Source organism: Vibrio ouci, assembly GCF_004551525.1.
Classification (GTDB): domain Bacteria; phylum Pseudomonadota; class Gammaproteobacteria; order Enterobacterales; family Vibrionaceae; genus Vibrio; species Vibrio ouci.
Genome location: NZ_SATR01000027.1, coordinates 1 through 12,578 on the forward strand (window position 1 = coordinate 1; position 12,578 = coordinate 12,578).

Sequence of the window (12,578 nt, forward strand, 5' to 3'; positions counted from 1 at the left end):
CACGATTAGGTGGCTGGAAGAATACTAAGCGAACGGATCGCGCTTCTATAAAGACGTTATGGCAAGGATGGTTTAGGCTACAAACCATCCTTGAAGGGTATGAACTGGCTAAGTCTCTTGATTCACTAGACTTGTGATCAAGAGACAGCCTTAGGGTGCCATTTTTATTGGCTTTCTCAATAGATAACCTTATGATCTTGGCCAAACCCACTGATTTTCTATCGTATGAATATTGTCGTTCTTGGTCCTGGTGCAATTGGCTCTTTATGGGCATCCTACCTCCATCATGCAGGCCACTCTGTTTCACTCTGGTCTCGACATACAGAATCGACGATTTCTATCCAAAGAGATGAGCATGCTCCGATCCAATTCGGTAATCGCTCCAAGCACGCTCTTGAACATGCTGACTTATTGCTTGTTACTCTAAAGGCGCCTCAAGTCGAGGATGCGTTATCTGAGCTTAAGCCATTAATTAACAAAGACACCGTAGTTACCTTAATGCACAACGGTATGGGTACAGCCGAAGTCGTTTCTGAGTTACTTATTGATAACCCTTTAGTTCTTGCGACAACAACTCATGGCGCGTATCGAAAGTCATCTCACCATGTCTTACACACTGGATTGGGCAAAACGGAGTTGGGTGGCTATAACTCGACAGGTAAACGCTGTGAGTTCTTAGCTGAGGTATTCCAGCACGCTCTTCCTCAAGTCGTGTGGAACCCTAGCATTCTTGATGCACTTTGGAATAAGCTTGCCATCAACTGCGCCATCAACCCGCTTACCGCAATGCACAGAGTAGCCAATGGCGAGTTAGCACAAAGCCAATATCAAGACACCTTGCAGTCCGTTATTAACGAAGTCACCTTAGTGATGCAAGCTGAAGGGATCGACACCAACTCAGAAATGCTGAGTCAGTCCGTTGCTCAAGTCATTCAAGCAACGGCGAAAAACTTATCTTCTATGCAGCAAGATATTGTTCATCAACGCCAAAGCGAGATAGACTTTATTACTGGCTATCTGATTGAAAAAGCGCAGCAGCACAAAATAGCGACGCCGGTAAACCGCTCGCTGTATGACGCCATTAAAAACATCGAACAAGGTTGGAATTAACCATGACTAAAAAAGTCCTCGTCCCTATCGCTCCTGGCAGTGAAGAAATGGAAGCTATTACTATCATTGATATGATGGTTAGAGCTGGATACGAAACTGTGGTTGCCAGTGCCGACTTCGATGGTCAGTTAACAATGAAGGCCTCGCGTGGTGTAACACTAACTGCTGACTGTAAACTGGTCGATATTGCTGACGATGAGTTCGATGCAGTGATCTTGCCGGGTGGCGTTGAGGGTTCAGAAACGTTCCGCGACAGCACTGTTTTGGTCGAGATTGTTCGCCAGCAGATGTACGAAGGTAAGTTGGTTGCCGCAATTTGTGCCGCACCAGCTCTCGTTCTTGCTCATCACGGCCTATATAGTGACGCACTAATGACTTGTCATCCAAGTTTTGAAAGCCACATCAATCCGAAAAAATGGCGCGTTAAACGTGTCACTTATGATGTAAACCACAACCTATTAACCAGCCAAGGCCCAGGTACCGCACTTGAGTTTGCCATGGAGATCATCATCAATCTATCAGGCAAAGCACATGCGTGGACCGTTGCAGAGCCGATGGTGACGATACCGACGCTGCAATACCATAAGCTGGGTGACGAATAATGTTTGACGTACAAGCAGTGGCTGCGCAGTTCCCTGCCTTACTTCAGCAAGTTAATGGCCAACGGCTGGTCTATTTAGACAGTGCCGCGACTACGCAGAAGCCACGCTGTGTGATCGATGCGATTACCGACTATTACAGTCATCAAAATGCCAATGTCCACCGCGGTAGCCATAGCCTAACCGCGAAAGCCACCAGCCAGTTTGAATCTGCTCGCCAAACAGTAGCCGACTTTTTAGGCGCTTCGACAAGCAAAGAGATAGTTTGGACTCGCGGTGCCACAGAAGCTTTAAACCTGATTGCTCAAACTTACGCGCGAAACACGCTTAAGCCCGGAGATGAAATCTTAATCAGTGAAATGGAGCACCATGCGAATATAGTTCCATGGCAAATAGTGGCTGAGCAGACCGGAGCAAAAGTGATCAAGGTACCGATGACAAGCGAGTGTTCGTTTGATCTGGCTGCCTTTAAATCGCTGCTTTCTCCTCAAACTAAAATTGTCGCATTGGCCCATATCACTAATGTAACGGGTACTCGCCAACCTATCGAACAAGTGATTGAGCTTGCCCATCAGATGGGAGCGATTGTTGTCGTGGACGGCGCTCAAGGGATCGTCCATGAGCAAGTTAACGTTGCTTCACTCAATGCTGATTTTTACGTTTTCTCTGGCCATAAACTGTATGCTCCAGCCGGTATTGGGGTGCTTTACGGCAAACTAAACCTGCTTGAAGCTATGCCTCCATGGCACGGCGGCGGCAAGATGGTAGAGAAAGTCTCATTTGAAGGAACAACCTACAGCGAACTTCCGGGGAAGTTTGAAGCTGGTACACCAAATGTCGCTGGGGCAATTGCTTTAGAAACGGCTATCAACTGGTATCAGAGCTTTGACCAACAGGCACTTGAAGCGCATATCCACAAGCTAGTCGCTGCTGCTTATACACGCCTGAACGCACTAGATGATATTGAAATTCTTGGCTACCAGTCCGGTGCTAGTGTGCTCTCCTTTGTGATGGATGGGGTTCACCATCAAGACATCGCAACACTACTTGATCAACAAGGTATCGCCGTTCGGGCGGGGCACCACTGCGCGCACCCTCTTATGGATGCACTCGGTGTTAAGGGGACCGTGAGGGCATCATTTGCCATCTACAACACAATGGAAGATGTAGAGCGCTTTATTGCTGCGGTCGAGAAAGCGGTTGATATGCTATAGAAAATAAAAAGGTCGGTAAATGCCGACCTTTTTTATTTTCGTCATCCCCCGAGAACGAGGTACAAGTGAGTTGGGGATCTCTAAAAACAACCAAACAACGCAAGCAGATTCCCTACTCCCTCATTCTTCGGTCTATGGAATGACAAAACTCAGAGCGGTCAAAGCCGATACATCTACAGCTCATCAAAGGCTTCAATCGCCTCTGAAAGCTTCTTAACGCCGTGAATTTGCATTCCGGGAATACCGCCCTTAGGCATGTTTGCTGCAGGAACGATCGCTTTCTTAAAGCCGTGCTTAAACGCTTCATTGAGGCGCTCTTGACCACTTGGTACCGGACGAATTTCACCAGCAAGACCCACCTCGCCAAACACCACTACATCTTTTGGTAATGCGCGATCGCGGAAGCTTGAAAGCAGCGCCATAACCAAGGCAAGGTCAGCACTGGTTTCAGTAACCTTTACCCCACCGACAACATTAACGAAGACATCTTGGTCCGCCATTTGTAGGCCGCCATGCTTATGTAGTACTGCGAGTAGCAATGACAGACGGTTTTGCTCAAGACCAACAGCGACACGACGTGGGTTCGCAAGTTGTGAATAGTCGACAAGAGCCTGAATCTCAACTAGCAGAGGGCGAGTACCTTCCCACACCACCATCACTGAGCTGCCAGATGTTTCTTCTTCACCGCGTGATAAGAAAATCGCTGACGGGTTGCTGACTTCTTTTAGGCCCTGCCCTGTCATCGCAAACACGCCGAGCTCATTCACCGCACCGAAACGGTTCTTATGGCTGCGCATGGTTCTAAATCGGTTATCGGTACCGCCGTCAAGCAACACAGAGCAGTCAATGATGTGTTCGAGTACCTTTGGCCCCGCTAGAGTGCCATCTTTAGTAACGTGACCAACGATAAACACCGAGACATTGTTTTGCTTAGCGTAACGAGTTAACGCCGTTGCCGATTCACGAACTTGCGCCACACTACCCGGTGAAGATTGCACGTCAGCAACATGCATAACCTGTATTGAGTCAATCACCATGATCTTTGGCTGCTCTTTCTCTGCGATCTGACAGATGCGGTCAACGTTGGTTTCAGAAAGCATTTTCAAGTTCTCTTTCGGCAACCCTAATCGAGAAGCGCGCATCGCAACTTGCTGGAGAGATTCCTCACCCGTTACGTAGAGCGTTGGCATTTGAGATGCGAGGTAACACATCGTCTGCAGCAGCAATGTCGATTTACCAGCACCTGGGTTACCACCAATTAAAATTGCCGCCCCTGGGACAACACCGCCGCCGAGTACACGATCAAACTCTTTGTAGCCGGTGGTAAAACGCGGCACTTCCTGCAGATCAATCTCAGACAGAGCCTGAACAAGAGTTTCACCCGAGTTACCCGCATACCCCGTTAAGCGCTCATTTCTCGCCGCTGCTGGGGATGCTGCCAGTCTAACCTCGCTAATTGTATTCCACGCACCACAAGCATTGCACTGCCCCTGCCAACGTGGAAAGTCAGCACCGCAGTCATTACATACGTATGCTCTCTTCGCTTTTGCCATGTAACCTCAGGTATTAAAAATAGTATTTGTGACGCAAACTGCACCGTGGTGCGTTTATCTCACATAGAAACTTGATTCGCTGTAACATATCACTAAAGATCTTAATATCAAGGCCGATATCGAGAGTAAGGAATACTCTAACAAAAAAATATGCAGCAGCCAGAAATACTCTCGTTAGCAGAGCGATTAATTCCAGCATACCATGCACAGGACTTCGAGCACCTTCTTAACCAAATGACGGAGGGAGAGCCCCCATCGACTAAAATTTTGGTCAAGATGGAGCTGAATCGCGTGATGGCACCGTGTACCAAGCCAATCGACCTACGCGGACGAGTGAAAGGTGAGTGTCGCTCTTATGATCTGGATGGTTTAAAGCACTGGCTAGACGATGTTGCATTTAACGCCTATCACAAAAACACTCGTAAGTTCGGCGGCTATACCGAAGGGGTATGGGAAGCCCTAATCAATACCCATAACAACTTCCGCGTGATGCAAAAGCACGGTAAACCTACTGGGACTGAAGTTGCGGCTAATCCCAACAGTTTAGATGTCGAAGCCATTACGCTCGGTTACGATCTCAAGCGTAAAGAGAACCGACTAAAAATTTCATCTCAAGTCGAAATCAAATTGTCTAATAACCAAGTGGTTAATGCGCTGACTGTTGATCTCTCCCCTTCTGGCGCCAAATTTAAAGCACCTTCGGCTTTTGATTATAAGTTAGGGGAAGTCGTTGACGTAACCCTTATCGAGCTGCAGAAATCGGTTGAAATTGAAGGTATCGAACAGCCAATCCCCTATCGTATTGTCGGTATTGACGAATCATATGAAAATGATGCCGTTAAGTTTTTACGCCTACTTAAGCTCGACACCTCAAGCTTGATTGAAAAGATCATTGAGCACCTGCTGCAAAGTGATGCTCAAAAAGCTCGTCATGATAATCAAGATAAGATCATCCGCGCACGTGCGCGTGGTTTCGAACATACCTACTTAAAGCACACCTGCAATTTACCAGTATTTTTTAGCGGAAATGAGCTAAAACTGGTCCTAATGACGGAAAATAACCGCCCTATTTGGCAATACTGGCACGATGAGCGTAATCAACAAACCTTGAGTAGCTTATTTCATCAACAGCGCATGTCGCAATTGACGACAGAGGGTGTCAAAGGTAGCAGTAACGTGATTTACTCCTTCACTCATCAACATAAAGAGAAGAGCTTGTTCTTTTCGATGATGATGCCTGAAGCATCGCGTGAACTGCGCCAACTGTTTTGGCATGTGGGAGCGAAAAAAGAGAGTTGGAAAGCGTTCAGACTATCTGTATTTGAATTATCGCCAGATGAGAGAAAAGAGCTATCACAACATTATAGTGAATTGGATCTGGAAGCAGAAACGCTGACTCATTGTGGCATCTTGCAAGAGATCTCTGATGACAACAGTCGCCATGATTACTTACTGACAGATAAGCCTCGTCTTGCGGCAAACGAATTAAACCCGTTCCGCCATCTGCGTAACCCAACCACTAACCCAGCATGTATTTATTTTGATGCCCAATCTCGTCGCAGAGAACCGAGATATCAATTTAAGTCACCGCTACTGTTAACAGATATCCATGGTACAACTGTTGAAGGTGCTACTGTTGATATCTCTAAACATGGCGCCAACATTGTTCTTAGCTCCCCGAGCACACTCAAAGCCGGAGAGGCCTGCTTCATCAATTTCAAAGAGCTGCAGCTCTATGATAAGAACCTTCCGCTTAGTGAAGTGCCTTATAAAGTCATTCGCATTACCCCTAGTGGTAAACGCCTTCAGCTTGCGATTGAGGAATCGAGGCAAATCATGCGTACCATCACTTTCTTTGGTCGCTTGATTGAGCATAACCAAGACAAGCTGGTCGCTAAAAAAGAGCTACTGCCAAGTAATGAACTGCTAGAAAGTCTGCATGATATCTTGCTGGATAAAATGGTCAGCTCACCACTATATATTGAGAAAAGGGGTAAAAGCTTGCGCCCTAAAGCGATTGGCGTGAATTACCCTCTTAGCTCGTATCTGACTATTTTGGCCAAACTTGGTGACGGTGCGAACTTCTCGTTAGCACCGATATACAAAGGTCATACTAATACGCTGTTGGCGCAGCCAATGAAGCGAATTGAAGGTGCTGAGCCGCAGTACCACGAGCTATACCTTAGTGCGAGTAAGTTTGGTACCCGAATTCAGTCGGTCGAAGCTAAACTCTCCAACGAATTTGAGAATGTTAAAGAGCGCATCAGTTACATAAAGCGCGCGCAAATGATGGGCGAGTTTTACGCAATTCGAATTTGTGGTGCACCGGTTTTCAACCCGATAACCGCTCTGGTTCGAAAAGACCTCGAGGAACTGACGCAAATCAGCATGCATCAAGCGCGCAGCTTAGAAAAAGAGATCAACAACATAGTTGGTTATGGCGAGCTCACCGATATCACCGAAGAAGTGCTGATTCGATTGGAGTTAACTACCTAACCTAATAGTTAAGACAATGAAAAAAGCGAGGCCTTATCCTCGCTTTTTTTATAAGTATATGTCTCTTCGCTTAAGGTTGAGGCTGAAAGCTCACGCGCTTTTGCTTAACAAGAATCGCCGATAAAATACAAATGATCCCGCCAAGTCCCACATAACGAACGGCACTCTTAGCCTGTTGCTCTACTTTTGGTTTGGCATGGTAAGCAATACCCAAACCAGCCGCATCCATCATCACTAGGTCGTTGGCACCATCACCGACTGCAATAGTATTGTGTGGTTCAATCTCATACTCATCGGCAAGCTGTTGTAAGATATCGGCTTTGGTCTGCGCCGAAACGACCTCGCCCAGCACTTTCCCCGTCAACTTACCATCGACAATCTCAAGTTGGTTTGACTGCGTATGATCCAGTCCAAGCAACTCTTGTAAATAGTCTGAGAAGTAAGTGAAACCGCCAGAGGCAATCGCCGTCTTCCAACCGTACTGTTTTAATGTACCAATCAACTCAGGAAGATCAGGCATCAAAGGAAGCTGCTCACGTACGGCACTTAAAATGCTTTCATCGGCACCCGCTAACTTGCCGACTCGCTGACGTAGGCTTTGCTCAAAGTCGAGCTCGCCTTGCATTGCTCGCTCCGTCACTTCAGAGACCTCTTCGCCGACTCCTGCCAGCTTAGCAATTTCATCAATACACTCGATCTGAATCGCAGTTGAGTCCATATCAAGCACGATTAACCCTGGCTTGCTCAACTCAGGCATATCATTCAAAGTCGAATAATCAAGCTCAAGTGCCTGCAAAATCTCTTCGTGTTGCTCAGTAAGCTCTCCGGCCATTAAAGCAACCTCGTACTCGCCAACCTTCCATACATCGACAATGGCGTTGTAGTAACCTACAAAGAAGTCGATGTCTTCAAATTTGCTCGGGCAGAGATAGTGTCCAAATACAACCCAACCTGCTTTCGCTTTATCAAACTGAGTGGCAAGGCGGGTTTCTGGTAGACGATTAATTAATGGGGTATGTTTACGTATAGAAAGGGGCTTTAACGTGTCCATGTCAATTATTCCTGTAAAATCTCTCAACACGTTAACCTATTGCAATTTATCTGCGCAAGTCTCAATATGCTCTAAAGTATAATTATCCTCTATTTAGGTGAAAAATGGACTCATCTCTATTTTCTTTTCGTATCGCACTGAAAGTATTGGCAACGGCCTCGTTAATTGCCATGGTCGCTACTATTGGGATCAATAGTGTCAAAATTACGAAAGGTAATGAGCAGATTCAAGCCAACCAATTAGAGACCTTAACCGATATTCTTATCTCTCAAGCTTCTTTGTCAGCCGGTGACATGATCGTCACGCAAGATCAAGAGCGTTTATTGAAGCTGACTAACCAGCTAGCGAAAGATAACCTCGTTGTTGATGCCACCATCTACGACGCAGAAGGGGTCAAGCTGGCAGCCAGCGACCAAGCAACTTCAGTGCGTGAAATTCTAGGTTTAGACACCCCTTTACAGACCGCGCGTATCGGTAAACAACAACTGGTTGAGCCGGTGCTGAAAGATGGCACGGTAATCGGCTTTGTTCGCATTACCTTTGAAACTGGTAAGCTCACGGCGTTTTCAGATCACTACTACCGTAAAAGTGATCGATATATGTACACCATGGTTGGGATGAGTTTTATCGCCGGTTTACTGTTGACGCTGATTATCCGTCGTAAACCAAATAAGCGTAAGGGCGAGAACTTACTGCTTAAAGACATGCAGTAAAAACCAGAAAACAAAAAAGGGTTGATGCCAAGCATCAACCCTTTTTTATTAGTCATCACATAGAAAGAAAAGCGAGAGATTTGAGTCCATAGAAAACTCAAAGAGATTCCCTACTCACTCCTTCGTCGTTCTATGGAATGACGAAGAGTTTAACCTGTCATCCCCGAGAGTGAGGTACGAACGAGTTGGGGATCTCTTATTGTGAGTAGAAAGCAATTAAAGGCACCCTACTCGCTCCGCCATCGCTCTATCGAATGACTCTATATACCCTCGCCTCTTACTCTTCATCACCAAGAAGAACAGAGTCTAGAGCAATGATCATCATGTCGTTGAAGGTTGTCTGACGCTCATCTGAAGTCGTTTGCTCGCCTGTTTTGATATGGTCTGAAACGGTACAGATAGTCAGAGCTTTAGCTCCATACTCAGCACATACGCCATAGATGCCCGCCGCTTCCATTTCAACACCTACGATGCCGTATTTGTCCATTACGTCGAACATTTCTGGATCTGGCGTGTAGAATAGCTCTGCCGAGAACAGGTTACCGACTTTGACCTCAATGCCACGAGCTTTAGCTGCATCTTCTGCGGCACGAACCATCTTGTAGTCTGCGATAGCAGCAAAGTCATGACCTTTAAAGCGAATACGGTTTACTTTAGAGTCAGTACACGCGCCCATGCCGATCACAACGTCGCGAACTTTAATATCTTCACTTACTGCACCACAACTACCGACACGGATAATCTTCTTCACGCCAAAGTCTTTGATAAGTTCTGTCGCGTAAATTGAGCATGATGGGATACCCATACCGTGGCCCATTACCGATACCTTACGGCCTTTGTAAGTACCCGTGAAACCGTACATATTGCGTACATCACATACCTGTACAACTTCTTCCAGGAAAGTTTCCGCAATGTATTTAGCACGTAGCGGGTCACCCGGCATTAGTACGACGTCTGCGAATGCACCCATTTCTGCGTTGATATGTGGAGTTGCCATGATTTAATTTCCTTTTCTTAATCGGATAAAAGTAAGCAATAAACAAAAGAATAGAGGGACAAGCCCTCTATTTGAAATATCTACTTAGAATTACAGAAAGTTTTTACCGTAATCCATTGGTGATGTACCAAAGTGGCTTGCTAACGTTTGGCCAATATCAGCAAACGTATCACGAAGGCCTAGAGAGCCTGCTGGTACTTTAGCGCCGTAAACGATCACAGGGATATGCTCACGTGTATGGTCTGTACCTGGCCATGTAGGATCACAACCGTGGTCAGCAGTAAGAATTAGCAGGTCATCTTCTTCCATCAGCTCCATTACTTCATGGATACGACCATCAAAGTACTCTAGCGCTGCTGCATAACCAGCTACGTCACGACGGTGGCCATAAGCAGAATCGAAATCAACGAAGTTAGTGAATACGATCGTATTGTCACCCGCTTCTTTAATCGCATCTTTGGTTGCTTCAAATAGAGCTGGGATGCCCGTTGCTTTGGTCTTCTTAGTGATACCACAGCCAGCATAAATATCAGAGATCTTACCAATCGAGTGAACTTCACCACTCTTCTCTTCAACTAGCTTCTGAAGAATGGTTGCTGAAGGTGGCTCAACTGATAGGTCACGACGGTTACCCGTACGCTCAAACTGGCCTTTACCTGGGCCAATGAATGGACGAGCGATAACACGGCCAATGTTGTAGTCTTCAAGCTCTTCACGTGCGATTTGGCACAGCTCTAGAAGACGGTCTAGACCGAACGTTTCCTCGTGACATGCAATTTGGAAAACAGAGTCAGCAGAGGTATAGAAGATTGGTTGGCCAGTCTTCATATGCTCTTCACCTAGGTCATCAAGAACCTGCGTACCTGACGCGTGGCAGTTACCAAGGAAACCGTCTAGACCTGCACGCTCAAGAATGCGATCTGTTAGCTCTTTTGGGAAGCTATTTGCTTTGTCAGTGAAGTAGCCCCAGTCAAATAGTACAGGCACGCCTGCAATTTCCCAGTGGCCTGATGGAGTATCTTTACCAGAAGAAAGCTCAGCCGCATGGCCGTAAGCACCGATGATTTCAGCGTCAACATCAAGACCCGGAGCAAAGCTGCCTGTTGATTCTTTGTGCGCCATTGCCAGACCGAGCTTAGATAGATTTGGCAGTTTTAGTGCGCCACTACGATCCGCGTTGTCTGCCAAGCCTTTATCACATTGCTCTGCGATATGACCCATCGTATCTGAACCTACATCGCCAAAATCTTTCGCATCAGCCGTTGCACCGATACCAAATGAGTCTAAGACTAAAATAAATGCTCTTTTCATTGCTCTCTTCCTTTAACTGGCCGAGAGCAAAAGCTCAATCGACCAATCTAATTAATATTATGCTAATCCCTAAATAATTGGAGTTGCAGCTAGGCGACAAGAAAATTCAGCCCTATGAGCATAGAGGCTCTATGTGAATAGGGCGGCCGGCGTTCCGGTGAATTTTCACCGTCAACAACGCTGCAACTTCAAGTATGACGGGATTAAAGGTCTTCCGCGCGAATCTGACGATATACCTCTGGCGTTGGCGTATATTCGCCGCCAATCGTAATCGCTGCTTTCAGTGCGTTCGCCGCTTCTTGCCATTGCTCTTCATTGCGAGCATGAATAATAGCTAGAGGCTTGTCACTAGACGCTTGTTCACCCAAGCGAATAAAGCCATCAAAGCCGACTGCGTAGTCGATCACGTCAGTTGCAACGCGGCGACCACCACCCATAGAAACAACCGCCATACCGATTGCACGAGTATCCATTGCTGAAACAACACCAGATTCATCAGCAAATACTGGTTTAATGATTTGCGCTTTTTCTAGGTAGCTATCGTAGTTCTCGACGAAGTCTACTGGACCACCAAGGCCTGCAACCATCTTGCCGAAGCACTGCGCCGCTTTACCGTTATCTAGTACTTCCATCAGCTTCGCACGCGCGTCTGCTGTGTCATCAGCAAGTTTTGCCAACACCAACATTTCAGCACATGACGCCATCGTTACTTCAAGTAGACGAGGGTTACGGTATTCACCGGTTAGGAACTGAACCGCTTCACGAACTTCTACTGCATTACCTGCTGAAGAAGCCAGTACTTGGTTCATGTCAGTGAGAATTGCGGTTGTCTTGGTGCCTGCACCGTTTGCTACGGCTACGATTGATTTCGCTAGCTCTTCAGATGCTTCGTAAGTTGGCATAAACGCACCAGAACCTACTTTTACATCCATGACTAGAGACTCAAGACCCGCAGCCAGTTTCTTAGACAGAATTGACGCTGTGATTAGCGAGATGTTGTCTACTGTCGCGGTAATATCACGAGTCGCGTATACACGCTTGTCTGCTGGTGCCAAGTCGCCGGTTTGACCGATAATAGCTACGCCGGCGTCTTTAGTCACATCACCAAACACTTCATTAGTCGGTGTGATGTTGTAGCCTGGAATTGACTCAAGCTTATCTAGCGTACCGCCAGTGTGACCAAGGCCGCGACCAGAGATCATAGGAACGAAACCACCACACGCTGCCACCATAGGGCCAAGCATTAGAGACGTTACGTCACCTACACCACCGGTTGAGTGTTTATCAACGATAGGACCACCAAACTCTTTGTGGCTCCAATCTATTACCATGCCAGAGTCACGCATAGCACACGTCAGTGCGATACGCTCAGGCATTGTCATTTCGTTGAAAAAGATGGCCATTGCAAATGCCGCGATCTGACCTTCAGATACAGAATTGTTTGCAACACCTTGAATGAAGAAGTTAATTTCTTCGGCTGTTAGAACTTCGCCGTCGCGTTTTTTACGAATAATTTCTTGAGGTAAGTACATTA

General features: G+C 46.6%; 10 protein-coding genes. 5 read left to right on the plus strand and 5 right to left on the minus strand.

Annotation, left to right across the window (positions count from 1 at the left end):
* The first annotated feature begins 225 nt into the window (after positions 1–225).
* Genes panE through csdA form a run of 3 tightly spaced genes read left to right on the plus strand, consistent with a single transcriptional unit; the run spans position 226 to position 2,923 of the window.
* Positions 226–1,110 carry a 2-dehydropantoate 2-reductase gene (gene panE / locus ELS82_RS16415; protein WP_134836437.1) on the plus strand — a complete coding sequence of 295 codons (885 nt, stop codon included), beginning with the start codon at positions 226–228 and terminating at the stop codon, positions 1,108–1,110.
* Positions 1,111–1,112: 2 nt separating this feature from the next.
* Positions 1,113–1,712, plus strand: coding sequence for a DJ-1 family glyoxalase III (locus tag ELS82_RS16420; RefSeq protein ID WP_134836438.1), 600 nt, complete (start codon positions 1,113–1,115; stop codon positions 1,710–1,712).
* The gene (csdA, locus tag ELS82_RS16425) at positions 1,712–2,923 is read left to right on the plus strand and encodes a cysteine desulfurase CsdA (protein WP_134836439.1); all 1,212 of its coding nucleotides are present in this window, start codon (positions 1,712–1,714) and stop codon (positions 2,921–2,923) included. The genes ELS82_RS16420 and csdA overlap by 1 nt, the downstream gene beginning before the upstream one ends.
* Positions 2,924–3,096: 173 nt before the next feature.
* On the opposite strand, the gene radA is transcribed toward csdA, so the two are convergent.
* Entirely contained in the window at positions 3,097–4,476 is a 1,380-nt protein-coding gene (gene radA, locus ELS82_RS16430) for a DNA repair protein RadA (protein ID WP_004415378.1), read from the minus strand.
* Positions 4,477–4,626: 150 nt separating this feature from the next.
* Between radA and ELS82_RS16435 the strand changes: the two genes are divergently transcribed.
* Positions 4,627–6,972, plus strand: a complete 2,346-nt coding sequence (locus ELS82_RS16435; protein WP_134836440.1) for a PilZ domain-containing protein — start codon at positions 4,627–4,629, stop codon at positions 6,970–6,972.
* Positions 6,973–7,042: 70 nt separating this feature from the next.
* On the opposite strand, the gene serB is transcribed toward ELS82_RS16435, so the two are convergent.
* Positions 7,043–8,023, minus strand: a complete 981-nt coding sequence (gene serB / locus ELS82_RS16440) for a phosphoserine phosphatase (RefSeq protein ID WP_134836441.1) — start codon at positions 8,021–8,023, stop codon at positions 7,043–7,045.
* A gap of 104 nt (positions 8,024–8,127) precedes the next feature.
* Between serB and ELS82_RS16445 the strand changes: the two genes are divergently transcribed.
* Positions 8,128–8,736 carry a YtjB family periplasmic protein gene (locus ELS82_RS16445; protein WP_134836442.1) on the plus strand — a complete coding sequence of 203 codons (609 nt, stop codon included), beginning with the start codon at positions 8,128–8,130 and terminating at the stop codon, positions 8,734–8,736.
* A 277-nt stretch (positions 8,737–9,013) separates the two neighbouring features.
* Here ELS82_RS16445 and deoD read toward each other — a convergent pair whose 3' ends face one another.
* The 3 genes from deoD to deoA form a co-directional block, all read right to left on the minus strand.
* Positions 9,014–9,733, minus strand: a complete 720-nt coding sequence (gene deoD / locus ELS82_RS16450) for a purine-nucleoside phosphorylase (RefSeq protein ID WP_053440109.1) — start codon at positions 9,731–9,733, stop codon at positions 9,014–9,016.
* A 90-nt stretch (positions 9,734–9,823) separates the two neighbouring features.
* Positions 9,824–11,044 carry a phosphopentomutase gene (locus tag ELS82_RS16455; RefSeq protein ID WP_134836443.1) on the minus strand — a complete coding sequence of 407 codons (1,221 nt, stop codon included), beginning with the start codon at positions 11,042–11,044 and terminating at the stop codon, positions 9,824–9,826.
* Between the two features lie 203 nt (positions 11,045–11,247).
* Positions 11,248–12,576, minus strand: coding sequence for a thymidine phosphorylase (gene deoA, locus ELS82_RS16460; protein WP_134836444.1), 1,329 nt, complete (start codon positions 12,574–12,576; stop codon positions 11,248–11,250).
* Positions 12,577–12,578 lie beyond the last annotated feature (2 nt).